Origin of the sequence: Donghicola sp. (genome assembly GCF_025210255.1) — a bacterium.
In the GTDB taxonomy this organism is placed as follows: domain Bacteria; phylum Pseudomonadota; class Alphaproteobacteria; order Rhodobacterales; family Rhodobacteraceae; genus Donghicola; species Donghicola eburneus.
Genome location: NZ_JAOARZ010000022.1, coordinates 293,048 through 318,062 on the forward strand (window position 1 = coordinate 293,048; position 25,015 = coordinate 318,062).

The window sequence follows — 25,015 nt, forward strand, 5'->3', positions numbered from 1 at the left end:
GGTACTCAGCCTTCAAAATGACATCAGAAGGTACAGCCATGACTGAGCCCCGCACCACCGCCGACATCGACCTGATCCAGCGTCTGCTGCCGCACCGCTACCCGTTCCTGCTGGTAGACAAAGTGGTCGACATTGACGGCATCCAGTCTGCCAAGGGCATCAAGTGCGTGACCATGAACGAGCCGCACTTTCAGGGGCACTTCCCCGGAAACCCGATCATGCCCGGCGTGACCATCATCGAGGCTATGGCACAGACCACTGCAGTGATGGTCGGCACCAGCCTGAACCTCGAAGACAAGAACATGCAGATCTACTTCATGGCGATCGACAACTGCAAATTCCGCCGCATGGTCCGCCCCGGCGACGTTCTGGAAATGAACGTGGAACTGGTGCGCGGCAAGCCCGGCGGCAAGGTTTGGAAGTTCAAAGGCAAAGCGAGCGTCGATGGCGAATTGGCAGCCGAAGCCGACTTCACCGCGATGATGGACATGCCCAAGGCCGCGGCATGAGCATCGATCCCACAGCACAGGTTCATGCCTCGGCCGTGATCGAAGAGGGCGCGGTCGTCGGCGCAGATTGCGTGATCGGCCCATTCTGCGTCGTGGGTCCTCAGGTCAAGCTGGGGCAAGGCGTTGTCCTGAAATCCCATGTGGTTCTCGCGGGCGATACCGAGATCGGCGACGAGACCGTGATCTTTCCCTTTGCGTGCATTGGCGAGGTCCCTCAGGACCTGAAGTTCAAGGGTGAGAACACCAAACTGGTCGTGGGCAAGCGCAACCGCATCCGCGAGGGCTGCACCATGAACCCTGGCACCGAAGGTGGCGGCGGGATCACCAAGGTGGGTGACGACTGCCTGTTCATGACCGGAGCGCATGTGGGCCACGATGCGATCGTGGGCGACCGCGTGATCATGGCGAACCAGGCCGCTCTGGCCGGTCACTGCCATGTCGAAGACGATGTTATCATCGGTGGCCTGTCGGGTATTCATCAGTGGGTCCGTTTGGGCCGCGGTGCGATCATCGGCGCGGTCACCATGGTGACCAACGATGTGCTGCCCCACGGTCTGGTCCAAGGCCCCCGTGGCAAGCTGGATGGCCTGAACCTTGTTGGTCTGAAACGCAAAGGCGTCGCGCGCGAGGATATCACCGCATTGCGAGCTGCGTTCCAGACGCTGGCACAGGGCGAGGGCACCTTCCACGAGCGTGCCAAGCGCATCACCGAGGATAGCGACAGCGAATACGTCCGCTACATGGCGGAGTTTATCCTCGGGGCGACAGACCGTTCGTTCCTGACGCCCAACTGATGGCGCGCCTTGGAATATTGGCCGGGGGCGGTGCGCTGCCCCTCGCGATTTTGCAGGCGCATCCTGATGCCTATGTGCTGACCTTTGCAGGCGTCCAGCACTTGATGGGGGTCGATGCCCCAGTGTTTCCCATCGACCGGATTGGCGCGATCTATGCGGCGCTGCGCGAGGCTGGCGTGACCGATGTGGTCTTTGCCGGTGGCCTGTCGCGCCCTGCGCTGGACCCTGCGCAATTTGATGACGATATGCGCGCCTTGGCGCCCCATCTGTTGGCCGCGATGCAGCAGGGGGATGACGCCGTCCTGCGGTTGGTCGTGCAGACGTTTGAGGCACAGGGTTTTACTGTTCTGGGTGCCCACGATGTGTTGCCTGCGTTGACCGCTGACGCTGGTCTGGTTGCAGGGCCACAGCCGACCGACGCCGACATGGCGGATGCCGCGCGCGGTTTTGACATTCTGGCGCACACCGCTGCTCTGGACATCGGGCAGGGCTGCGTGGTGGCGAATGGTTTGTGTCTGGGGTTTGAAACCCTCCAAGGCACCGACGCCATGCTGCGCTTTGTCAGAGAAACGCCCGAGAAATTGCGCCATGCGGCTAAGGGCGGCGTGCTGGTGAAAACCCCGAAAGCGGGTCAGGACTTGCGGGTCGATATGCCTGCTGTGGGGCCTGATACCCTGCGTGCCGCGGCCAAGGCGGGCCTGAATGGCATCGTCATCACGGCTGGCAATGTGGTGGTGCTGGACCGCGCTCAGATCGCCAAAATGGCCGAAGAAACCGGTGTCTTCCTTTGGGCAGCGGAGCCCCGTTCATGAAGATCTACGTGATTGCTGGCGAACCCTCGGGCGATGCCTTGGGCGGCGCGCTGATGGAGGGGCTGAACAGCCTAGTGCCCGACATCGAATACAGCGGTGTCGGTGGGCCGATGATGCAGGCGCAAGGCCTGACCAGCCAGTTCCCGATGGAGGAACTGAGTCTGATGGGCATCGCCGAGGTGCTGCCAAAGTACTTCCATCTGAAACGCCGTATTCGCGAATGCGCCGATGCTGTGATTGCGCAGAAACCGGACGTCATGATCACCATCGACGCCCCCGATTTCTGTTTGCGCGTGGCCAAGCTGGTCAAAGCCAAAGCGCCCCATATCCGAACTGTTCACTACGTCGCCCCTAGCGTTTGGGCGTGGCGTCCCAAGCGGGCGGACAAGATGGCGAAGTGCATTGACCAGGTGCTGGCGCTGCTGCCGTTCGAGCCGTCCTATATGGAAGCGGCGGGGATGGAGTGTGACTTTGTCGGTCATCCCATCGCGACCCAAGAGCAAGCTACTGACGCCGAAGCAGACCAGTTCCGTTTGCACTACGGGATTGGCGAACAGCCTTTGCTGCTGGCACTGCCCGGCTCGCGTCGGTCAGAGGTCACACGCTTGTCTCCTGTCTTTCAAGAGGCTGTCAAAGGCGTACTGGAGCGCGTACCAGATCTTCAAATCGTGCTCCCTGCCGCGCCTGCGGTTGCGGGCCTGATTGAGGCGTCCAAAGAGCTGTGGCCGGAGCGTCTGATTGTCCTTGATCCGCGTGAGTTGGGCGACAACGCAGACCGTTTGAAAAAGGCGGCTTTCAGAGCGGCGGATGTGGCTCTGGCCGCGTCGGGTACGGTCTCGCTGGAACTGGCTGCGGCGCGTACGCCGATGGTGATCGCCTATGACATGAGCTGGCTTAGCCGCAAGATTATCTCGGCCATGCTGCGGATTGATACGGTGACGCTGGTGTCGCTTGTGTCGGATACGCGGGTGATCCCCGAATTGATCGGCGATCAGTGCAAGCCTGAACTGATTGCGCCCTATGTGGCAGAGGTGTTGAACCATCCGGCAGAGCAGATCGCGGCCATGACCACGACCATGCACCGCTTGGGTGAAGGTGGCGAGGCACCGGGCCTGCGCGCAGCCAAGGCTGTTCTGGCAGGTTTGCACCACACCTGAAGCAAAATCGACATCAAGAGGACTGGAGCGGGTAGCGGGAATCGAACCCGCGCCAAGAGCTTGGGAAGCTCGTGTGATACCATTTCACCATACCCGCATCACTGACAGGCGAGATACGTTTCGCAATCCCGCCCGTCAAGAGGCTTGTGTGCTTTAACGGCGGCGACGCTTGCGCCCTCCGCCGTCGCCACCACCTGTGTTGAAGCTGACTTCGGGCAGGGTCACGATCTTGGAAAGGTTCGGGAAGGCGTCGGTCTTGTGCGGGATCGCGTTGGCGTTGACGAAATGCTCTTGGAACTTCGGCTCGATCGCGGTCTCGACCTTGGTGATCTGGCGCACGATCTGTTCGATGTCATTGCGGGCGCTGACGTTGCACAGGGCGATGCGCGCACCGGTGCCAGCGGCGTTGCCTGCGCTGGTGACCTTGTCTAAGGGTACGTCGGGGATCATCCCCAAGAGCATGGCGTGTTTTGGGCTGATATGGGCGCCGAACGCACCGGCCAACACCACGCGGTCCACGGTGTCCACGCCGCGTTCGTCCATCAGTAGACGGGCACCAGCATAAAGCGCCGATTTGGCCAGCTGGATCGCGCGGACGTCGTTCTGGGTCACGGTGATGCGCGGCCCGCCCTTGGCGCTGCCGTCGTGGATGACATAGGTGTTGGTGCGGCCTTCGGCTTCGATCCGAGTGGTGCCGACTTGCTCGGCGCTGCCGATCAGGCCGCTCTCGTCCATGATGCCTGCACTGCGCATCTCGGCCAGAGCCTCGATGATGCCAGAGCCCGCGATGCCGGTGACGCCGCTGCCTGCGGTCGCCTCGGCAAAGCCCTCTTCGTCCGACCACAGATCGCAACCGATGACGCGGAAGCGGGGCTCTTTGGTCTCGGGTTTGATCTCTAGCTTTTCGATGGCACCGGGGGCGGCGCGCTGGCCGCTGCTGATCTGCGCACCTTCGAAAGCGGGGCCGGTGGGCGATGAACACGCCAGCACGCGGGATTTGTCCCCCAGCAGGATTTCCGCGTTGGTCCCCACGTCCACGATCAGCACGAGGTCGTCGGATTTGTTCGGCTCTTCGGACAAGGCGACGGCTGCGGCGTCCGCGCCGACGTGGCCCGCGATGCAGGGCAGGACAAAAACCCGTGCGTTCGGGTTCATCTGGTTTAGGTCCATCTCACGCGCGTTCAAGGACACGCTGCCAGAGGTTGCCAGCGCGAAGGGCGCCTGACCCAGTTCCACAGGGTCCAGACCCAGCAGAAGGTGGTGCATGACGGGGTTGCAGACGAATGTCGCCTCGACGATCAGGGAGGGCGCGATTCCCGCCTCTTCGGCAATCCCAGTGGTCAGGTCGTTCAGCGCGTCGCGCACGGCGCGGGTCATTTCCTTGTCTCCGCCGGGGTTCATCATCGAATAGCTGACGCGGCTCATCAGGTCCTCGCCAAAGCGGATCTGCGGGTTCATACGGCCGCTGGAGGCTTTGACCTCGCCGGTGATCAGATCGCACAGGTGCGCTGCGATGGTGGTTGAGCCAAGGTCCACAGCCAGACCATAGAGGCCATCCTCATGCAAGCCCGGCCAGATGTCCAAAAGCTGAACTTGGCTGTCCTGATGGCCCTTGTGAGCCGCGACGGTAACCTTCCATTGACCTTTGCGCAGGGCAGTCTGGAGTTTTGACAAGAAGGGCAGGGCGGCGGTCACGTCTTCGATCTGCCACTGGTCCCGCAGCGCGTCCTTCAGGCGTTCGAAATCGCCGCTGGGATCGTGCATGTCGGGTTCCTGAACCTCGACGAAGTAGAGCTTGGTCGCGGGGTCCATGACGATGTCGCGCTGGGTCGCGGCCTTGCGGACGACCTGTTTATGCACTTGGCTCTCTGGGGGGACGTCGACCACAATGTCGCCCTGCACGGTGGCCTGACAGCCCAGACGACGACCGGCCTTTAGCCCGCGAATACGGTCATAGCGTTCCTCGACAGCGTTGAAGTCGTTCAGCGCGTTCTCGGCCACGTGCACCCCGAACTTGGGGAAGTCGCCATATGACGGCTGCACCTGACACTTCGAACAGATGCCGCGCCCACCACAAACAGAGTCCAGATCAACCCCGAGCTGGCGGGCCGCTGTCAGCACAGGGGTGCCGATGGGGAACCGCCCCCGCTTGCCCGAGGGGGTAAAAATAACCAGTGCGTCGGTCATGGGAATATTCCTGAAAAGTCTGTTGCGCGCTGCGATCATAGACCGCATCTGGCCAAGGGAAAGGCCGGAAGCGTCAGAAAAACTGTCGCCCCCGACAGACATGCAACCCAGATATGTTGCAGCGCGGCGCAAATAGGGCTTTCCACTTACCCCATTCGGTGCAATAGGGAAGCGCCAAACGAAGCTTCCACGGAGACCCGCCATGAAGATTCGCGAGGCGCTGACCTTCGACGATGTACTGCTTGTTCCGGCCGCAAGTAATGTGATGCCTTCGACCGCTGATACGCGGACGCAGGTGACCAAGAAAATTGCCCTGAACATCCCCCTCCTTTCCTCGGCTATGGATACCGTGACCGAAGCTCGCATGGCGATCTGCCTCGCGCAGGCTGGCGGCATGGGCGTGATCCACCGCAACCTGACGGTTGAGGAGCAGGCCCGCGAAGTGCGCCGCGTCAAGCGGTTCGAAAGCGGGATCGTTTACAGCCCCGTTACTCTGCGCCCCGATCAGACTATGGCGGACGCCAAGGCGCTGATCGAACGCTACAACTTCACCGGCTTCCCCGTTGTTGATGGTGATGGCCGTGTGGTCGGCATTGTTACCAACCGTGACATGCGTTTTGCGACCGATGACAACACCCCCGTCAGCGCGATGATGACCAGCGACAATCTGGCCATTTTGCGCGAACCTGCGGACCGTGACGAAGCCATCAACCTGATGAAATCGCGCCGCATCGAAAAACTGCTGGTGACGGATGCGACTGGTAAGCTGACCGGTCTGTTGACCCTCAAGGACACCGAGCAGGCGGTTCTGAACCCCACCGCGTGTAAGGACGAGCTGGGCCGCCTGCGTGTGGCTGCTGCCTCGACCGTTGGTGATGCGGGCTACGAGCGGACGGCGGCTCTGATCGAGTCGGGTGTGGACATGGTGGTGATCGACACCGCGCACGGCCACTCCGAAGGCGTTGGTCTGGCTGTCTCGCGCATCAAGAAAGAATTCGGCGATCGTGCCGAAATCGTGGCTGGCAACGTGGCGACTGGCGCGGCCACCGCCGCTCTGATCGACGCGGGGGCTGACGCGGTCAAGGTCGGCATCGGGCCGGGCTCGATCTGCACCACCCGCATGGTTGCCGGGGTGGGCGTGCCCCAGTTGACCGCGATCATGGATTGCGCCGCTGCGGCGGGCGATACCCCGATCATCGCGGATGGCGGCATCAAATTCTCGGGCGATTTTGCCAAGGCGATCGCAGCGGGTGCGAGCTGCGCGATGGTCGGCTCGATGATCGCAGGCACCGACGAGTCGCCGGGCGAAGTGATCCTGTATCAGGGCCGTTCGTTCAAATCCTACCGCGGCATGGGCAGCCTTGGCGCGATGGCGCGAGGCTCGGCCGACCGTTATTTCCAGAAAGACGCAGCGAGCGACAAGCTGGTTCCCGAAGGTATCGAGGGACAGGTTCCGTACAAGGGGCCCGCAGGTGCTGTTCTGCACCAGCTGGTCGGCGGTCTTCGCGCAGCCATGGGCTACACCGGTGCGGCCACAGTCGAAGAGATGCGCAAGAACTGCGAGTTCGTCCGCATCACCGGCGCGGGCCTCAAGGAAAGCCACGTGCACGACGTGACCATCACCCGCGAGTCGCCGAACTACCGTCTGGGCTAAGGGCCCTTCGGTTCGTTACATTCAGGGGCCGTCCGAAGATCGGGCGGCCCTCTGCCATTTCCAAAGGGGGCGCGTATGACACCTGCCGCACGCATTCAGGCCGCAATCGAAATTCTGGACCAGATCGTCGCGGGCGAGCCTGCGGAAAAGGCGCTGACCTCTTGGGCGCGCAGCGCGCGCTATGCGGGCTCTAAAGACCGCGCGGCTATTCGCGATCACGTATTTGATGTCTTGCGCCAGAAACTATCTTGCGCGGCGATTGGGGGCGGTCTGAACGGGCGTGCCCTGATGATCGGAAGCCTGATCCAAGCGGGAACGGATCTGGATAGCGTCTTTACTGGCGAAGGCCATGCGCCAAGTCCTTTGGCAGATGATGAGCGTGCCGATGCTCCTGCGCTGGGCCTGGCAGAGATTTGGGATATTCCAGAGTGGCTGCTGCCCTTGTGGCAGAGCAGCCTCGGGGACAAGGCGGCCGAGGTTGCTGAAATCCAGCGCCACCGCGCACCTGTTTTCCTGCGCGCGAACCTGCGCCGTGCTACTACCGAAGAAGCGATCATGGCCTTGGCGGCGCATGAGATTACAGCGCAAACGCACCCGCTGTCCCCGTCGGCGATCGAGGTCACGGGCAATGCCCGACGGATCAAGCAGGCTCCGGCCTACCTGACCGGCGAGGTCGAGTTGCAGGATGCGGCGAGCCAAGCGCTGGTAGACGCGCTGCCGCTGGCAGATGCGGGCAAGGTGCTGGATTATTGCGCGGGCGGTGGGGGCAAGACGCTGGCGATGGCGGCGCTGTCGTCAGCCACGATGTACGCCCACGATGCCAATCCGCGCCGGATGAAGGACCTGCCTGACCGCGCAGAGCGCGCAGGGATCGCGGTGCGTCTGCTGAAAACAAATGAACTCAAAGAGACCGGTCCGTTTGATCTGGTGCTGTGTGATGCGCCATGTTCCGGTTCTGGGTCTTGGCGCCGCGCGCCCGAAGGCAAGTGGCGTCTGACGCCCGAGGTTCTGGACGAGGTGACAGGCATTCAGGCTCAAATCCTCGAAGATGCAGCGCCTTTGGTCGTGGCGGGCGGTGCGCTGGCCTATGCCACATGCTCTGTCTTGTCCGTCGAAAACCAAGACCAAATCGCAGCGTTCCTGAGCGCGCGACCGGACTGGACGCTGGAAACAGAGCGCAGCTTCACTCCGCTTGATGGGGGTGACGGTTTTTTTGTCGCGGTCTTACGAAAGTCTTAAAAATGTCTTCTGCCTTTGATTGAAGTCCTGATTTGTTAAGCTGCCCTTAATTGTTTTCGGGTTAAGCCTGTTCAGGGTTCCAAGTCAGAGGCGTGGTATGCCGCACAGAAAAATCAAACTAGCGCTCCGCCAGTCGCCCGTGACCGTGGCGGCTTTGGCACTTGGGGTATTCCTGATGTGTGTGGGGGTGACCATATCTCTCGCACCCGAACTGAGCGCGCTGCATGCGATGGAAATCGCGGCAATCTTTGTCGTCATGACTGCCGTGACGTTCATCGGCATTCTCTACATGAGCCGTCCTCGTTACCGTCCAGCACCGAGCGGACCACAAGAGGGGCTGCTCGACCTGTTCCCGTGCCCTGCGGTGATAACTGACCACGGGGGCGCAGTTCTACAAGCCGCGCCCGCAGCCTTGGCCGCATTGCCAGAGCTGGAACAGGGCCAGTCGATCTTTCGAGCCATGACCCCTGATATGCAAAGGGCGCAAGACCTGCTGGACGATTGCTTGTCAGGCCGTCAGGCGCAGGGAATGTGCGCTCTGGACGAGGACAGCTTTGCGACCACGCTGCAGCTTTTGCCGCAGGACCGCATTCTGTGGACCTTCTGCAACCGGACTGTGATCGAGGAAGGCCCCGCTGTTGCCGAGACGCCAGATGAGTTGCCACGTCTCTCGCTTGGTCGGAATGGTGCAATTTTGTGGGTGAACGCGAGCCTTCGAAACATGCTGTCGGGCAGCCGCCGCAACGTGAGCGACATCTTTCTGGACCCACCTGTTGAACATGGCCGCCTGATCTCCTTGCGCACCAATCGCGGTCTGCGAGAGTATCTTGTGATTGATCTGTCGCGGGAAAATGGCCGCAGAGAGGTTCTGCTGGCGCCGCCTCCGGCTGATGTGCACCGGCTGGAACATCAGGACACCGAACATCTACCGGTCGCGATTCTGACCTGCACCTGTGATGGCGCAATCCTATCGGCTAATCGTGCGGCGCGCCGTCTGCTGTTCGGTAAGAATGCCACCGACCGTGCATTGCCCGCTCATTTGTCAGGCGTGCTAGAGGGGCTGGGTCGGTCCCTGACCGATTGGCTTCAGCAGGTCGCGGCGGGACATTCGGCAGGGCAGACCGAATTCATGCGGCTTCTCGAGCAGGATCGCGAGCGCTTTGTTCAGGTGACCCTATCGCCCCAATGTACGCGCGAAGGCGAGCAGCGGGTGATGGCACTGCTGACAGATGCGACCGACCTCAAGGTGTTGGAGGCAAAGTTCGCGCAAACCCAGAAGATGCAAGCGGTCGGTCAGCTGGCCGGTGGTGTCGCACACGACTTTAATAATTTGCTCACCGCGATTTCGGGGCATTGCGATCTCTTGTTGCTGAAACATGAACCGCAGGACCCCGATTACGCTGACCTGATCCAGATTGCGCAGAATGCCAACCGCGCGGCCGCGTTGGTTGGGCAGTTGCTGGCCTTTTCTCGCAAGCAGACGCTGAACCCCGAGCAGTTGGATGTGGGGGATACCCTGTCTGATCTAACCCATCTGTTGAACCGCTTGGTGGGCGAGAAAGTCCGGCTAGGGTTTTCTCACCAGAACGACACGCGGCCTATTCGTGCAGACAAGCGTCAGTTGGAGCAGGTCCTGATGAACCTAGTGGTCAACGCGCGCGACGCGATGCCAGAAGGCGGTGAGATCAAGATCACGTCCGGTGAGCAAACCTATGCGTTCCAGCAGCTTCGGGATCGCGCGCACATACCAGCGGGGGATTACGTCGTCATCTCGGTCGAAGACGAGGGGACGGGAATTCCCTACGAGATGCAGCACAAAGTTTTTGAACCGTTTTTCACGTCGAAGAAGGCAGGCGAGGGGACAGGGCTGGGGCTGTCGACCGCCTATGGGATCGTCAAGCAAAGCGGTGGTTTCATTTTCCTAAACAGCGCGCCGGGGCGAGGGACGCGCTTTGATCTGCTGTTCCCCGTGCACTTGGCAGAAGAGGAGATAGAAGTGGAAAAGTGTCCAGAACCGACGCGTCTGCGCCACGGCGAAGGTCGCATCCTACTGGTCGAGGACGAAGCACCAGTGCGTGCCTTCGCCTCGCGCGCGTTGCAGATGCGCGGTTACGAGGTCGTCGAGGCCTCCTCGGCTGAGGAGGCGCTGGATCATTTCGCTGCGCCCGATTTTCATGTGGATGTTGTGGTGACGGATGTCATCATGCCGGGCAAGGACGGCCCCACATGGGTGGCCGAGGCGATGCAAACGCGCCCTGATCTGCGGGTGGTCTTTGTCTCGGGTTACGCCGAGGAGATTTTTGAAGAGGCGAAAAAGGTGATCGCGAACTCTGTGTTCCTGCCAAAGCCATTCTCTTTGACGGATCTGACGGCGACCGTTCAGGCGCAGATGGGGACTGCGGCGTGACTTAGGTCACGCTCTCGTACAGCTCGAACTCTCTGGCGCACTTTTGGCGCAGATGTTGCGCGACCTCAGGGGACAGGGCAATATCTCGGCGCGGAGAGACGTTTATTTGCTCCGTATTGAACCGGAGTTCCAGACGCTCTTCCAAGAAGCTGTAAAGCCGGTCCAACTGGTCATAGCGGAACAGGTGCGTGACCCCGCACAGTGCGTCGTTGTCACCGGCCAGAAAGCGCGCCTGAGAGCCAACATTGGCAAAGGGGGCGGGCTTGCCCTTGGTGAATTCCAAGACAAATTCATCAAAGTCGACTTTAGCCGTTGAGTTGGGCCGCCCATTCAATTCGGGACGTTGCCTGTATCTGTACCAACTGCCAAGCCAGTCGATTGGCTCGCGGACCACAGCCACTGTCTCGGGCTTGCGGCCCGTCGCCTTGTCGAACATTTTCTCCATGAAGCGTGTGTAGCGATATACGGGCAAATGTTTCAGCTCTGGCGGGTTCGACATCACGATATCGGCAGCAGGGGACAGAGCGGCCTCGAGCGCCGTTGTTCCGGTTTTTGGCACGGACAGAAGTGCCAAATTTTGTTTCCAAAACACCAGCATACGGACATCCTCTCAAATTTTACCGGATCATAACGCGGCATTAACCAACATGCCCGAACTTATTTCCATCACCTTTCTCTTGCAATGTTCTCTTTTTGGTCCAATATGTGAACAAGACGGGAACATCGCAACGATTGCCGCCCGTGTCAGGGTGTGGAATAAGGATAGCGACAATGGCAATGGCAGATCTTTTGAGCATGGACAGCAAATCACAGGCAGACAAGCAAAAGGCGCTGGACAGCGCTTTGGCGCAAATCGAACGTCAGTTCGGCAAGGGCTCGATCATGAAGCTGGGGCAGAACAACCCCATGGGCGAGATCGAGGCAACATCGACCGGATCGCTGGGGCTTGATATCGCGCTCGGCATCGGGGGTCTGCCCAAGGGTCGGATCATCGAAATCTATGGTCCTGAAAGCTCTGGTAAAACCACGCTGACCCTGCACTGCATCGCAGAAGAGCAGAAAAAGGGTGGCGTCTGCGCATTCGTGGACGCAGAGCACGCGCTGGATCCCCAGTATGCGAAAAAGCTGGGTGTGAATCTGGACGAGCTGCTGATCTCGCAGCCCGACACAGGTGAGCAGGCACTGGAAATCACCGACACGCTGGTACGGTCGGGCGCGGTCAATATGGTCGTCGTCGACTCGGTCGCCGCTCTGACACCCAAAAGCGAACTCGAAGGTGACATGGGTGATTCGAGCGTCGGTGTTCAAGCTCGCCTGATGAGCCAAGCGATGCGCAAGCTGACCGGTTCGATCAACCGTTCGAAGTGCACCGTGATCTTTATTAACCAGATCCGCATGAAAATTGGTGTGATGTTCGGAAGCCCCGAAACCACCACCGGTGGTAACGCGCTGAAGTTCTACAGCTCGGTCCGTCTGGATATCCGCCGCATTGGCGCGCTGAAGGACCGCGACGAGGTTGTCGGTAACGCGACCCGCGTCAAGGTCGTAAAGAACAAGGTGGCACCGCCCTTCAAGCAGGTCGAGTTCGACATCATGTATGGCGAAGGCATCTCGAAGAACGGCGAACTCCTTGATTTGGGTGTCAAAGCTGGCGTGGTGAACAAATCCGGTGCGTGGTTCTCTTATGGGGACGAACGGATTGGGCAGGGCCGCGAGAACGCCAAGAACTTCCTCAAGGAAAACCCGTCAATCGCGGACGAGATCGAAGACAAGATCCGCGCCGCCCACGGGCTCGATTTCTCCTTCGAAGGAGAGGGCGGCGACGACGTCATCTCGGACGACTGATTTCGACACAGTTACAAAAGAAGCGGCTCTCGGGCCGCTTTACTTCTGGCTTTTTCTGCGCCTGCGCGGTAACCCGCGCGGGAATAGGAAAAGGCTGAACTCATGGATCTTCGCAATATCGCGATCATCGCGCACGTTGACCACGGTAAAACCACGCTGGTCGATGCGCTTCTCAAACAATCGGGCGCCTTCCGTGAAAACCAAGCCGTGGACGAACGTGCCATGGACAGCAACGACCTGGAACGCGAGCGCGGGATCACCATCCTTGCCAAAGCGACCAGCGTCGAGTGGAACGGAACGCGCATCAACATCGTGGACACTCCCGGTCACGCCGACTTCGGCGGCGAGGTCGAGCGTATCCTGAGCATGGTAGACGGTGTGGTTCTGCTGGTGGACGCGGCCGAAGGCCCGATGCCCCAGACCAAATTCGTGACCTCCAAAGCTCTGGCACTGGGCCTGCGTCCCATCGTTGTAGTGAACAAGGTAGACAAGCCCGACGGCGAACCTGACCGCGCACTGGACGAATGCTTTGATCTCTTCGCGAACCTCGGGGCAAACGAAGAGCAGCTGGACTTCCCGACCATGTACGCGTCGGGCCGCGCCGGCTGGTGTGACGCAAGCCTAGAAGGGCCCCGCGAAAACCTTCACGCTCTGTTCGACTTGATTGTCGAGCACGTTCCGTCGCCCAAGCAGCAGGAAAAGGCCGGTGAGCCCTTCCAGATGCTGGCGACCACTCTGGGCAGCGATAACTTCCTTGGTCGTATTCTGACCGGTCGTGTTGAAGCGGGCACCCTGAAAACCGGCGACAGCCTCAAGGCACTGAGCCGCAAAGGAGAGTTGATCGAGAACTTCCGCGTTGCGAAAATCCTCGCGTTCCGTGGTCTGGGCCAGCAGCCCATCGACGAAGCCGTGGCTGGCGATATCGTCACCATTTCGGGCATGACCAAAGCGACCGTTGCGGATTCGCTGGTAGCCCCGTCGGTGAACGAGCCTCTGCCCGCGCAGCCGATTGACCCGCCGACCATCACCGTGACCTTTGGCATCAACGACAGCCCGCTGGCGGGCCGCGATGGCAAAAAGGTGCAGAGCCGCGTCATCCGTGACCGCCTGATGAAGGAAGCCGAGTCGAACGTCGCGATTCAGATCACAGACACCCCCGGTGGGGACGCCTTCGAAGTTGCCGGTCGTGGCGAACTTCAGATGGGAGTTCTGATCGAGAACATGCGCCGTGAGGGGTTCGAACTGTCGATCTCGCGTCCGCAGGTGTTGTTCCGCGAAGAGAACGGCGTTCGCATGGAGCCGATCGAAGAAGTCACCATCGACGTGGATGATGACTACTCGGGTGCTGTCATCGAAAAAATCACCGGCAACCGCAAAGGTGAACTGGTCGAGATGAAGCCCGCCGGCACCGGCAAAACTCGCATCATCGCACACGTTCCGTCGCGCGGCCTGATCGGTTACCACGGCGAATTCCTGACCGACACCCGCGGTACTGGCGTGATGAACCGTGTGTTCCACGAGTGGGCACCGCACAAAGGCGCAATCCCCGGTCGCCGTGCTGGCGTTCTGATCTCGATGGAAAACGGCCAGTCGGTCGCGTTCGCGCTGTGGAACCTCGAGGACCGCGGCAAGATGTTCATCGGTGCGCAAGAAGAAGTGTACACCGGCATGATCATTGGCGAGCACAGCCGTGAAAATGATCTGGAAGTGAACCCGCTGAAGGGTAAGAAACTGACCAACGTGCGTGCTTCGGGCACTGACGAAGCGGTTCGCCTGACCACTCCGGTTACTCTGTCGCTGGAAGAGGCGATTGCCTACATCGACAACGATGAGCTCGTCGAAGTGACCCCGAACAAGGTCCGTCTGCGCAAGCGCTATCTTGATCCGCACGAGCGTAAGCGGATGGCGAAACAAGCCTAAAATAGCAAAGGCCCCGAGGATCACCTCGGGGCCTTTTGTTTTGTCGGGCTGGCCGGCGAAGCGACCAAGTCATCCGATTATTCTGTCAGTTCGACGATCACCAGATCGCGCTCAGCCGCGCCTTTGGCGTGGGCCAAGGCGGCCTGATATTCATCCGAATGGTAGCAGTCGATGGCTGCCTGTTTCGACGGGAACTGCGCGACGACATGGCGTTCGCGATCAGCCCCTTCGAGGATGTGGTAGTCGCCGCCACGGGCAAGGAACTTGCCTCCGTGGGCAGCGATGGCGGGACCGGCGCCTGCGGCGTATTTGCCATAGGCGTCGGCGTCTGTGACGTGCACGTGGGCGATCCAGAGAGCAGTCATGGGTTATCCTCCGATGGCGGCTTTGGCAGCGGCAATCGCGCCATCTGCGTTCGCGGCATCTTTGGCGCCGCCCTGAGCCATGTCGGGACGGCCACCGCCACCCTTGCCGCCCAGCTCGACCACGGCTGCTTTGACCAGATCAACGGCGCTGACTTTGTCGGTCAGGTCCTTGGTCACGCCAGCGGCCACAGCAACTTTGCCGTCCGCATCAGCGATCAGTAGGATCGCGGCGCTGCCCAGTTTCTCTTTGTGTGCGTCGATCAAGGAAGGCAGGTCCTTGCCTGTCACGCCTGACAGAACCTGAGCAAGGAAGGGCACGCCGTTCACGTCCTCCGCCTTGGCTTCGGCCTGACCGCCGCCCGACATTGCCAGTTCACGGCGCAATTGGGCGACTTCATTTTCCAGTTTCTTGCGCTCGTCCATCAGGCCCTGGACGCGGCCCACGAGATCGGATGGCTGGGTTTTCAGGGCGCCCGACAGTTCCGAGACGCGCTCTGCCTGCTCGCGCAGATAGTTCAGCGCGGCCTGACCGGTCAAAGCCTCAATCCGGCGGACGCCAGAGCTGGAGGCGCTGTCGGACAGGGTCAAATACAGACCGATCTCACCCAGCTGGCGCACGTGGGTGCCGCCGCAGAGTTCCAGCGAGTAGGTTTCACCGTCCATACCCTTGCCCGACCCGGGCAGGGTGCCCATGGAGACAACGCGGACCTCGTCGCCGTACTTTTCGCCGAACAGAGCCTGCGCGCCGAGGCCGCGGGCATCGTCGGGGGTCATGATACGGGTTTCAACTTTGGTGTTCTGGCGGATGAACTCGTTCACCTCGGCGTCGACTTGGGCCAGTTCCTCGGCGGTCAGCGGCTTGGCATGGCTGAAGTCGAACCGCAGGCGGTCCTCGGCGTTCAGTGAGCCGCGCTGCGCCACGTGATCGCCGAGCGCACGGCGCAGGGCTTCGTTCAACAAGTGCGTGGCCGAGTGGCTAGAGCGGATCGCGCCACGACGGTCGTGGTCCACTTCGAGCTGAGCGCCTTGGCCACGGTCGATCTTGCCCTCGGTCACTTCGACGAAGTGGATGAATACGCCAGCGGTTTTCTTGGTGTCCGTGACGCGAGCCTTGCCGCCTTCGACGGTGATCTCGCCGGTGTCGCCAATCTGACCACCGCTTTCAGCGTAGAAGGGGGTCTGGTTCAGGACGATCTGTCCGGTGTCGCCCGCGGACAGACTGTCCACCTGCGCGCCGTCTTTGACCAGCGCAACAACCTGACCTTCGGCGGTCTCGGTGTCGTAGCCAAGGAAGTCGGTGGTGCCTTTGTCATCCGCGATATCGAACCAGATGGTCGCGTCCGCCGCTTCGCCCGAACCGGACCATGCCGCGCGGGCTTTGGCCTTTTGTTCGGCCATGGCGGCATCAAAGCCATCGGTGTCCACAGTGCGATCCTGCTCCCGCAGGGCATCCTGCGTCAGGTCGAGCGGGAAGCCGTAGGTGTCGTAGAGCTTGAATGCCGCTTCGCCGGGCAGGGGGGCGCCCTCGGGCAGGCCGGCCACTTCGTCCGACAGCAGTTTCAAGCCGCGATCGAGCGTGGTGACAAAGCGCTTGCCTTCCAGCTCCAGCGTTTCTTCGATCAATGCCTGAGCCTGACCCAGCTCGGGGTAGGCCGCACCCATCTGGCGCACCAGTGCTGGCACTAGCTTGTGCATGACGGGATCCTTGGCACCCAAGAGGTGCGCGTGGCGCATCGCGCGGCGCATGATGCGACGCAGCACGTAACCACGGCCTTCGTTCGAGGGCATAACACCATCAGCAATCAGGAACGAGGTCGAGCGCAGGTGGTCCGCGATCACGCGGTGGTGCACGTTGCCCTCGCCATCAGGGGCGCCATCGGTGACTTCGGCACTGGCCTCGATCAGGCTGCGCATCAAGTCGGTGTCGTAGTTGTCGTGCTTGCCTTGCAGCAGGGCGCCAATGCGCTCCAGACCCATGCCGGTGTCGATGGACTGCATGTCCAGCGCCTTCATCGAGCCGTCTTCGAACTGCTCGTTCTGCATGAAAACGACGTTCCAGATTTCGATGAAGCGGTCGCCGTCCTCTTCGGGTGAGCCCGGAGGGCCACCCCAGATGTGGTCGCCGTGGTCGTAGAAAATCTCGGTGCAGGGGCCGCAGGGACCGGTCGGCCCCATCTGCCAGAAGTTGTCAGAGGTCGCGATACGGATAATGCGATCTTCGGGGATGCCGACCTTTTTCCAGATCTCGAACGCTTCGTCATCGGTGTGGTAGACGGTGGCCAGCAGGCGCGTCTTGTCTATGTCGAACTCTTTGGTGATCAGCTCGTAAGCAAAGGGGATCGCTTCGTTTTTGAAGTAATCGCCAAAGCTGAAGTTCCCCAGCATTTCAAAGAACGTGTGGTGACGGGCCGTGTAGCCGACGTTGTCCAGATCGTTGTGTTTGCCGCCTGCGCGTACGCATTTCTGCGATGTGGTCGCGCGCTTGTAGTCGCGGGTTTCGACACCGGTAAAGCAGTTCTTGAACTGTACCATGCCCGAGTTGGTGAACATCAGGGTGGGGTCGTTGCGCGGAACCAAGGGCGAAGAGGGCACAACCTCGTGTCCCTGCTTGGCAAAGTAGTCGAGGAAGGTCGATCGGATATCGTTCAGCGAAGGCATGTCGTCTCTTTCGTTCTGGCGTGGGCCAAGCGTCACGAATGTCTACCCACGCAAAGGGGGCTTGTCCATAAGGCCGCCGCGATTGGAATGTGTAAAAGGGATAGGATCAGGGCGGGGGTCTTTGGTGCTGCTTGTCCCCGTGTGAACTGGCCTGTAGATTGCACGCCGCAACACAGCATTCGCCACTGATCGAGGACACGCCAATGTGCCGTTGGGCCGCCTATATCGGAGAACCGATTTTTCTGTCCGAGGTCGTGACTGACCCCAAGCATTCTCTGGTCCACCAGTCTCAGTGCGCGACCCAGTGCCAGACTGCGATCAATGCGGATGGCTTCGGGCTGGCGTGGTATGGCGAGCGCGAAGAGCCGGGTTTGTACCGCGATGTGCACCCCGCGTGGTCGGACCCGAACCTGCGGTCGCTGGCCTATCAGGTAAAGTCGGGGCTTTTCATGGCGCACGTGCGGGCCTCGACAGGTACCGCGACCAGCCACAACAACTGCCACCCGTTCGCCGTGGGCAAATGGAGCTTTATGCATAACGGGCAGGTTGGAGGCTTCAACGCGATCCGCAAGGACGCGGATATGATGATCTCGAATGCGCTCTATGACAGCCGCAAAGGGGCAACGGATAGCGAGGCGCTGTTCCTGATTGCCTTGGATGAGGGGCTGGATGCGGACCCCCATGGTGCGATGCTCCGTTCGGTCGCTCGTCTGCAAATCCTGTCCGAAGAAAAGGGCGCGACACCCCACATGCGGCTGGCCGCGGCTTTGTCGGATGGGCAGAGCCTGTATGCGGTGCGCTATGCGTCGGACGCGCTGGCGCCCTCGCTGTACTACCGCTGGAGCGACACGCGGAACGGCTGGGCTGTGGTATCGGAACCCCTGGAAACTGACGAGACGGATTGGGTCGAAGTTCCGCCCGGCTGCTGGATGCGCTTTAGCGCGGACGGAGTCGAACGGTCCTGCTTTGCGCCCGATCTGCACCGGGCGCACAAAGTTGCCTAGAGCGCGACGTAGCGGTCTTTGCGGTGGTTGGTGGCGATAATCAGGTTCACGATCACCGCGCCGAGCAAGCTATAAAGCACCATCGGCAGCGGCAGGACAAAGAACGCCACCGTAAAGAGGCAGGCGTCAAAAATCAGCTGCGTGTGGCCCGCGCGAAAGCCTGTTTTGTCCTGCAGGTACAGCGCCAATACGCCGATCCCGCCAAGGGACGCGCCATGCCGGAACAAGACCATCAGACCCAACCCTGTCACGCCCGCCATGATCAAGGTGCCCACCAACGGGTCAATCTCGCTGAATTTGACGAAGTTGGGGAGCTGGTCGGCAATGACCGACAAGAGGGCCACCGCGATGAACGTCTTGATTGTGAAGCGTGTGCCCATCCGCATATAGGCAAGGATGTAGAACGGAATGTTCACCAAAAAGAAGAGCACCCCGAATTTCATGCCAGTCAGGTAACTCAGCAAGACGGCAAGGCCCGCCGTTTGTCCCGTGATCAGCCCCAGATTGGTCAGGATCAAAAGTCCGAGCGAACAAATGGTTGTTCCCAGCGCAAAGGCTTGGGCATCTTCGGCGAGGGTGTGGTTAATCGAGTGATGTGGCTCTGCCATGGCGCATCGTCTCTGTCTGTTTGGTCAAATCTCAGTCCGCGATATAACGGTCGCGCCGGTGATTAAAGGCAATAACGCCGTTCAGGATGACTGCGCCGAATAGCGAGAAGAGCACGATGCGCGGGTCGAATAGGAAAAAGGCGACGGCAAAGAGGATCGCGTCGAACCCCAGTTGCACATAGCCCGCGCGGATGTTCAGAAACTCTTGGGCCATCAGGGCCACAACTCCCAGCCCACCGAGCGATGATTTGTGGCGGAAGACACCCAGCAAGCCAAATCCGGTCAGTACGCCAAACGCCACTGTCCCGAACCAAGGGTTCAACCCGTCAAAGGGCATCAGGCCCGGCACAACCGCCATGAGCACCGACAGCAGTGTCACGCTGATCGCAGATTTGAGCGTGAATTCGGGGCCCATGTAGAACCACGCCACGATGTAAAAGGGGATGTTGATCGTCCAGAACACCCAACTAAAGCTGATGTCGGTCAGGTAGCTGATGATCAACGCTAAGCCCGCTGTTTGGCCTGTGATAAAGCCAAGTGAGGTCAGGAATGTCAGGCCGATCGACGTGGTGATCAGGCCGATGGATAGGCCTTGGACGTCCTCGATCAGCGAGTGTTTCTGACGGGACAGCGGGATATGATAGGAAGCTGGCATGGCCTCCAATATAGGGCAGAGGTGCTGACCTGTCTATATGCTGCGCTCGCAAAGCTGCAGTGCGGCAGGCGCTAGCCTGTGTTTTCAGCGAACCAGCGGTCGATGCGTGCCTTCAGCGCCTGCCAAATCGCGGGGGCGCCGCGTTTGACTTTGACGCCAACGCGGGTTTCCAGCTGCTCTGGGGTGACATTGTATTCGGGCCACGTGCCGCCGCCTGTTTCGAGGTTCGCGATCACGGGCTGCACGCGGTCGATGGATTTGGCAAAGATCGCGTCATCGGTTTCGGCGGCCTCGAATTCCTCCCAAATCGCGCGGAAGGCATCGCGCTGGTCGGCAGGCAGCAGGCCAAAAATGCGGTCGGCGGCGGCCTGTTCCTTGGCGGCTTGCAGGTCGGGGTCAGGACCGCCGTGGATTGGTGCGTCACCGGCATCAATCTCGACGATATCGTGCAGCAACAGCATCTGGATCACGCGGCCCACATTTACTGGGCGCGAGGCGTGTTCAGCCATGGTCAGCGCGTACAGCGCGATGTGCCAGCTGTGTTCTGCAGAGTTTTCGCGGCGCGAAGCGTCGCAAAGGGTCGTCGCACGGTTGATGGATTTCAGCCGATCCGCCTCTATCAAAAAGGCGAGTTGGGCCGAAATCCGATCTGCGCTCACGCTTCTTCCTCGCCGAGTTTGGAGGCAAGGAATTTGCGGGCCCGTTGCTCGGCGATCCGCACGCGCACAGCGGTGCGGAAGGCCTCTTCGGTGGTGGGAGAGGTGGCGCCGATCACATCGGCAACCTCGTCCGGTAGGCGATCATCGCCAAGCTTTTCCATGGCAGCGATCACGTCTTGGGCCAGCTTGTCGGCCAGATCTTCGGTGATCCCCATGACTTAGCGGCTGTTCTCGGTCAGGCGACGCTTCACATAAGTCGACACGGTGTCTATCATCGGCTCCATGTTCGGCTCCTCGAAGAAGTGACCAGCACCGGGCATTTCCTCGTGGGTGATCGTGATGCCTTTTTGCTCCTGAAGCTTTTTGACCAGCGAAACGGTGTCCGCAGGCGGCGCAACACGGTCAGCGCCGCCATTGATGATCAGGCCAGAGCTGGGGCAGGGCGCCAAGAAGCTGAAGTCGTACATGTTGGCCGGTGGCGCAACAGAGACAAATCCCGTGATCTCTGGGCGGCGCATCAGAAGCTGCATGCCGATCCACGCACCAAAGCTGAAGCCGGCGACCCAGCAATGCTTGGAGTTGGAGTTCATCGACTGCAGGTAGTCCAGCGCCGATGCAGCATCCGACAACTCGCCTACGCCCTGGTCGTATTCGCCCTGGCTGCGGCCGACGCCACGGAAGTTGAACCGCAACACGGTGAAGCCCATGTTGTAGAACGCATAGTGCAGGTTGTAGACGACCTTGTTGTTCATCGTTCCGCCGAATTGCGGATGAGGATGAAGCACGATGGCGATCGGGGCGTCACGGTCTTTTTGGGGGTGATAGCGGCCTTCGAGGCGGCCTTCGGGTCCTGGAAAAATGACCTCGGGCATGTACTTGGCGCTCTCCTGAACAAATTGGGCGGCGAATTCTTGACGAAAACGATCAGCCACCTTAGAAGGATTCTAAATTACCGTCGGTGTGGACGGGAAGGTGTAAGCGATTTAGGGCTTGCGGGCGCGGACGTCAATCTATTCGCCGTCGGGGGGACGAAATGAAACTGAGTACCAAAGGTCGTTACGCAATGGTTGCACTGGTGGATCTGGCTTTGCAGCCCGAAGACCATCTGGTGACGTTGGGCGAAATCTCGAAGCGTCAGGACATTTCGCTGCCCTATCTGGAACAGCTGTTTGTCAAGCTGCGCCGCGCCGGCCTAGTGGAATCCGTGCGGGGGCCGGGTGGCGGGTATCGCTTGGCCCGGCCATCTGCCGAGATCCGCGTGTCCGAGATATTGGGCGCTGTGGATGAGACTGTGAGCGCCATGCATAAGGGGGCAGGCGCTTCTGGCGGGTTGTCTGGGTCGCGCGCGCAGTCGCTGTCGAACCGTCTGTGGGAGGGGCTGAGTGCCCATGTCTATGTGTTCCTGCATCAGGCGAGCCTGAAGGATGTGATCAAGAACCAGCTGGCGCCCTGTCCAGCGGTGCCGAGCCTGTTCGCTGTGGTGGATGAATGATGCGTGGATGGGGGCTTTGCCCCCGTCGCTGCGCGACTCACCCAGAGTATTTTGACAAAGCAGAAAGGGCCGATCTGTGAGACGCGTCTATCTGGATTGGAATGCGACCACGCCTTTGCGGGCGGAGGCCCAGGCTGCGATGATTGCGGCCATGGATGTGGTGGGCAATCCGTCCAGCGTGCATGCCGAGGGGCGTGCGGCAAAGTCCTTGGTCGAGTCTGCGCGAGCGCAAGTGGCCGAAGCACTTGGGGCTGAGGGGGCGGACATCGTCTTTACCTCTGGCGCGACAGAGGCGGCGGCTCTGGCCTGCGCAGGGCGCGGGCTGCATGGGGCTGCGGTCGAGCATGACGCTGTGTCAGCGTGGGTTGCGGATGAGTTGTCGGTGGACTCTCTGGGTCGTGTGACTGTTGAGAACCCCGCTAGGGCGACGTTGCAGTTGGCGAATAGTGAAACCGGGGTCTTGCAGAAATTGCCAGAAGGGCTGGCGGTTAGCGATATGACGCAAGCCTTTGGCAAGGTGCCGTTCGCATTCAATTGGAGCGGGGCGCAGATGGGGCTGGTGTCCGCGCACAAGCTTGGTGGGCCAAAGGGCATTGGGGCTTTGGTCTTGCGCCGGGGCCTGGATGTGGAGAGCCGGATCAAAGGCGGCGGTCAGGAAATGGGCCGCCGGTCGGGCACCGAAAACGTCATCGGGATGGTGGGTTTTGGGGCCGCCGCTCAGGCGGCCGCCCGCGATCTGGCGGATGGCGTTTGGGAACGGGTTGCGGAAATTAGAAATATTCTAGAAAACGCTCTGGAAGATGACTCGGAGTTGCCTATTTTTGTCGGGAAAGGCGCTGAACGCCTGCCGAACACCACAGTGGTGGCGGTGCCCGGATGGAAGGGTGAGACGCAAGTCATGCAGATGGATTTGGCTGGTTTTGCGATCAGTGCCGGGTCTGCTTGCTCCAGCGGGAAAGTACGCGCGAGCCGCGTCTTGACCGCCATGGGATTTGATGAGGCCACAGCCAGCGGAGCGATCCGCATCAGCTTGGGGCCGGACGTGACGGAAGAGGACGTGCTGCGCTTTGCCGAGGCTTGGCGCAAGCAGTTCAAGAAATTTCGCGCCCGTGGGGCGTGAGCGAGATGTGAACAGGAGGGACGCCAATGGCAACCTTGGATGACGAAATCCGCGAAGGCGTGGATCGGGAAACGGTTGAAACCGTCCGCGCAATGGGTGGCACCTATAAGTACGGGTGGGACACTGACATTGAGATGGAATACGCGCCCAAGGGCGTGAACCCCGATATCGTGCGTCTGATCTCGGAAAAGAACGGCGAGCCGGAGTGGATGACCGAATGGCGTCTGTCCGCGTTCGAGCGTTGGGAGCAGATGGAAGAACCCGATTGGGCGATGGTCACCTATCCCGAGATCGACTTTCAGGAACAGTACTACTACGCGCGTCCCAAAAGCTTTGAGACCAAGCCGAAGTCGCTGGATGAGGTCGATCCCAAGCTGCTGGCCACCTACGAAAAGCTGGGTATTCCGCTGAAGGAGCAGATGATCCTTGCTGGCGTCGAGGGTGCAGAGGACATGCCTGCCGAGGGCCGTAAGGTCGCGGTGGACGCAGTGTTCGACTCGGTTTCGGTCGGAACCACGTTCCAAGCCGAACTGAAGAAGGCTGGCGTGATCTTCTGCTCGATCTCCGAAGCGATCAAAGAGCACCCCGAACTGGTCAAGAAGTATCTGGGCAGCGTTGTGCCTGCGTCGGACAACTTCTATGCGACCCTGAACAGCGCTGTCTTCTCGGACGGCTCGTTCGTGTACATTCCGCCGGGCGTTCGCTGCCCCATGGAACTGTCCACCTATTTCCGCATCAACGCGGAAAACACTGGGCAATTCGAGCGTACCCTGATTATCGCGGACAAAGGCTCGTACGTGTCCTACCTTGAAGGCTGTACTGCGCCTCAGCGTGACACCGCGCAGCTGCACGCCGCTGTGGTCGAGATCATCATCGAAGAAGACGCTGAGGTGAAATACTCGACCGTTCAGAACTGGTTCCCCGGTGATGAAGAGGGCAAAGGCGGCATCTATAACTTCGTGACCAAGCGCGCCGATTGCCGTGGCGACCGCGCCAAGATCATGTGGACTCAGGTGGAAACCGGCTCGGCTGTGACGTGGAAATACCCGTCCTGCATCCTGCGCGGCAACGAAAGCCAAGGCGAGTTCTATTCGATCGCCATTGCGAACAACATGCAGCAGGCCGACACCGGCACCAAAATGATTCACCTTGGCAAAGACACCAAATCACGGATCGTCTCCAAAGGGATCAGTGCGGGCAAAGCTCAGAACACCTATCGCGGTGCGGTCACCATGCACCCAAAAGCCAAGAATGGCCGGAACTACACCCAGTGTGACAGCCTTCTGATCGGTGATCAGTGCGGCGCGCACACGGTTCCGTATATCGAGGTTCGCAACAACTCGGCCCGTGTCGAGCATGAGGCGACCACCTCGAAGGTGGATGATGACCAGCTGTTCTACTGCCGCCAGCGCGGCATGGACGAGGAAGAGGCCGTCGCACTTGTGGTGAATGGCTTCTGTAAAGAGGTGCTTCAGGCCCTGCCCATGGAATTCGCCATGGAAGCGCAGCAGCTGGTGGCCATCTCTCTCGAAGGCTCTGTCGGTTAATCTGGTGGGGGCAGCTTGCCCCCTTCGCATCCCACAAAGGAACGTCCAATGATCGTCACCACCACCCCCACCGTCGAAGGGTACCAGATCGCCGAATACCGTGGCATCGTCACGGGCGAGGCTATTCTGGGTGCCAACGTGTTTCGCGATCTGTTCGCGGGCATCACCGACATCATCGGGGGGCGGTCCGGTGCCTATGAGGCAAGCCTTGCCGAGGCCCGCGAAACCGCTCTGAAAGAGCTGGAAGAGCGCGCCGCTGCTGTGGGCGCGACCGCCGTTGTCGGCGTCGATCTGGACTACGAAGTAATCAACAACATGCTGATGGTCTCGGCCTCGGGCACCGCCGTGGTGCTGGGCTGATCTGACCTGTAAAGGAACGAAAA

At 60.5% G+C, this 25,015-nt stretch carries 23 protein-coding genes and 1 tRNA gene; 14 read left to right on the forward strand and 10 right to left on the reverse strand.

Annotated features, from left to right (window positions below; all coding sequences use genetic code 11):
- Positions 1-38 precede the first annotated feature (38 nt).
- From fabZ to lpxB, 4 genes are read left to right on the forward strand one after another with little or no spacing between them, the layout of a single operon-like run.
- Complete coding sequence (fabZ, locus tag N4A58_RS08705; protein ID WP_293708949.1) at positions 39-509, forward strand: 3-hydroxyacyl-ACP dehydratase FabZ; 471 nt, start codon at positions 39-41, stop codon at positions 507-509.
- Positions 506-1,303 (forward strand): acyl-ACP--UDP-N-acetylglucosamine O-acyltransferase, encoded by a 798-nt coding sequence (lpxA, locus tag N4A58_RS08710; RefSeq protein WP_293708950.1) that lies wholly within the window; start codon positions 506-508, stop codon positions 1,301-1,303. The genes fabZ and lpxA overlap by 4 nt, the downstream gene beginning before the upstream one ends.
- Entirely contained in the window at positions 1,303-2,115 is an 813-nt protein-coding gene (locus N4A58_RS08715; protein WP_293708951.1) for an LpxI family protein, read from the forward strand. The genes lpxA and N4A58_RS08715 overlap by 1 nt, the downstream gene beginning before the upstream one ends.
- Positions 2,112-3,272: a lipid-A-disaccharide synthase gene (lpxB, locus tag N4A58_RS08720; RefSeq protein ID WP_293708952.1), complete on the forward strand. Its 1,161-nt coding sequence runs from the start codon at positions 2,112-2,114 to the stop codon at positions 3,270-3,272. The genes N4A58_RS08715 and lpxB overlap by 4 nt, the downstream gene beginning before the upstream one ends.
- 23 nt (positions 3,273-3,295) lie before the next feature.
- Here the strand turns inward: lpxB and N4A58_RS08725 are convergent.
- Together N4A58_RS08725 and N4A58_RS08730 are read right to left on the reverse strand one after the other, a co-directional pair.
- A tRNA-Gly gene (locus N4A58_RS08725) sits at positions 3,296-3,369 on the reverse strand.
- A 56-nt stretch (positions 3,370-3,425) separates the two neighbouring features.
- The gene (locus tag N4A58_RS08730; protein ID WP_293708953.1) at positions 3,426-5,459 is read right to left on the reverse strand and encodes an ASKHA domain-containing protein; all 2,034 of its coding nucleotides are present in this window, start codon (positions 5,457-5,459) and stop codon (positions 3,426-3,428) included.
- 202 nt (positions 5,460-5,661) lie between these two features.
- Between N4A58_RS08730 and guaB the strand changes: the two genes are divergently transcribed.
- The 3 genes from guaB (at position 5,662) to N4A58_RS08745 (ending at position 10,759) form a co-directional block, all read left to right on the forward strand.
- Positions 5,662-7,113 carry an IMP dehydrogenase gene (guaB, locus tag N4A58_RS08735; protein ID WP_072706924.1) on the forward strand — a complete coding sequence of 484 codons (1,452 nt, stop codon included), beginning with the start codon at positions 5,662-5,664 and terminating at the stop codon, positions 7,111-7,113.
- Between the two features lie 75 nt (positions 7,114-7,188).
- Positions 7,189-8,352, forward strand: a complete 1,164-nt coding sequence (locus N4A58_RS08740) for an RsmB/NOP family class I SAM-dependent RNA methyltransferase (protein WP_293708954.1) — start codon at positions 7,189-7,191, stop codon at positions 8,350-8,352.
- A gap of 97 nt (positions 8,353-8,449) precedes the next feature.
- Positions 8,450-10,759 (forward strand): ATP-binding protein, encoded by a 2,310-nt coding sequence (locus N4A58_RS08745; RefSeq protein ID WP_293708955.1) that lies wholly within the window; start codon positions 8,450-8,452, stop codon positions 10,757-10,759.
- Position 10,760: 1 nt separating this feature from the next.
- Here N4A58_RS08745 and N4A58_RS08750 read toward each other — a convergent pair whose 3' ends face one another.
- On the reverse strand, positions 10,761-11,333 hold the full coding sequence (locus tag N4A58_RS08750) for a gamma-glutamyl kinase (RefSeq protein WP_367176860.1): 573 nt from the start codon (positions 11,331-11,333) through the stop codon (positions 10,761-10,763).
- A 197-nt stretch (positions 11,334-11,530) separates the two neighbouring features.
- Between N4A58_RS08750 and recA the strand changes: the two genes are divergently transcribed.
- Entirely contained in the window at positions 11,531-12,604 is a 1,074-nt protein-coding gene (recA, locus tag N4A58_RS08755; protein ID WP_072706920.1) for a recombinase RecA, read from the forward strand.
- A 102-nt stretch (positions 12,605-12,706) separates the two neighbouring features.
- On the forward strand, positions 12,707-14,524 hold the full coding sequence (gene typA / locus N4A58_RS08760) for a translational GTPase TypA (protein ID WP_293708957.1): 1,818 nt from the start codon (positions 12,707-12,709) through the stop codon (positions 14,522-14,524).
- 77 nt (positions 14,525-14,601) lie between these two features.
- Here the strand turns inward: typA and N4A58_RS08765 are convergent, their stop codons facing one another.
- Positions 14,602-14,889 carry a DUF1330 domain-containing protein gene (locus N4A58_RS08765; RefSeq protein ID WP_293708958.1) on the reverse strand — a complete coding sequence of 96 codons (288 nt, stop codon included), beginning with the start codon at positions 14,887-14,889 and terminating at the stop codon, positions 14,602-14,604.
- A 3-nt stretch (positions 14,890-14,892) separates the two neighbouring features.
- Positions 14,893-17,547, reverse strand: coding sequence for an alanine--tRNA ligase (gene alaS, locus N4A58_RS08770; protein WP_293708959.1), 2,655 nt, complete (start codon positions 17,545-17,547; stop codon positions 14,893-14,895).
- A gap of 203 nt (positions 17,548-17,750) precedes the next feature.
- Here alaS and N4A58_RS08775 point away from each other — a divergent pair, with 203 nt between their 5' ends.
- Positions 17,751-18,551, forward strand: coding sequence for a class II glutamine amidotransferase (locus tag N4A58_RS08775; protein WP_293708960.1), 801 nt, complete (start codon positions 17,751-17,753; stop codon positions 18,549-18,551).
- Here the strand turns inward: N4A58_RS08775 and N4A58_RS08780 are convergent.
- The 5 genes from N4A58_RS08780 to N4A58_RS08800 form a co-directional block, all read right to left on the reverse strand.
- Positions 18,548-19,159 (reverse strand): YitT family protein, encoded by a 612-nt coding sequence (locus N4A58_RS08780; protein ID WP_293708961.1) that lies wholly within the window; start codon positions 19,157-19,159, stop codon positions 18,548-18,550. The genes N4A58_RS08775 and N4A58_RS08780 overlap by 4 nt on opposite strands.
- A 31-nt stretch (positions 19,160-19,190) precedes the next feature.
- Complete coding sequence (locus N4A58_RS08785; RefSeq protein WP_293708962.1) at positions 19,191-19,814, reverse strand: YitT family protein; 624 nt, start codon at positions 19,812-19,814, stop codon at positions 19,191-19,193.
- 71 nt (positions 19,815-19,885) lie between these two features.
- On the reverse strand, positions 19,886-20,473 hold the full coding sequence (locus N4A58_RS08790) for an HD family hydrolase (protein WP_293708963.1): 588 nt from the start codon (positions 20,471-20,473) through the stop codon (positions 19,886-19,888).
- The gene (locus N4A58_RS08795; protein WP_072706912.1) at positions 20,470-20,688 is read right to left on the reverse strand and encodes a hypothetical protein; all 219 of its coding nucleotides are present in this window, start codon (positions 20,686-20,688) and stop codon (positions 20,470-20,472) included. Before N4A58_RS08795 ends, N4A58_RS08790 begins: the two co-directional genes overlap by 4 nt.
- A gap of 3 nt (positions 20,689-20,691) precedes the next feature.
- The gene (locus tag N4A58_RS08800) at positions 20,692-21,345 is read right to left on the reverse strand and encodes an alpha/beta hydrolase (protein ID WP_072706911.1); all 654 of its coding nucleotides are present in this window, start codon (positions 21,343-21,345) and stop codon (positions 20,692-20,694) included.
- A 161-nt stretch (positions 21,346-21,506) separates the two neighbouring features.
- Here N4A58_RS08800 and N4A58_RS08805 point away from each other — a divergent pair, with 161 nt between their 5' ends.
- The 4 genes from N4A58_RS08805 (at position 21,507) to N4A58_RS08820 (ending at position 24,992) form a co-directional block, all read left to right on the forward strand.
- Positions 21,507-21,965: an Rrf2 family transcriptional regulator gene (locus tag N4A58_RS08805; protein WP_293708964.1), complete on the forward strand. Its 459-nt coding sequence runs from the start codon at positions 21,507-21,509 to the stop codon at positions 21,963-21,965.
- A gap of 76 nt (positions 21,966-22,041) precedes the next feature.
- Entirely contained in the window at positions 22,042-23,085 is a 1,044-nt protein-coding gene (locus N4A58_RS08810) for an aminotransferase class V-fold PLP-dependent enzyme (protein WP_293708965.1), read from the forward strand.
- Positions 23,086-23,111: 26 nt separating this feature from the next.
- A complete protein-coding gene (sufB, locus tag N4A58_RS08815) occupies positions 23,112-24,632 on the forward strand; it encodes a Fe-S cluster assembly protein SufB (RefSeq protein ID WP_072706908.1) in 1,521 nt (506 codons plus the stop codon).
- A gap of 48 nt (positions 24,633-24,680) precedes the next feature.
- A complete protein-coding gene (locus N4A58_RS08820) occupies positions 24,681-24,992 on the forward strand; it encodes a heavy metal-binding domain-containing protein (RefSeq protein ID WP_072706907.1) in 312 nt (103 codons plus the stop codon).
- The last annotated feature ends 23 nt before the right edge of the window (positions 24,993-25,015 follow it).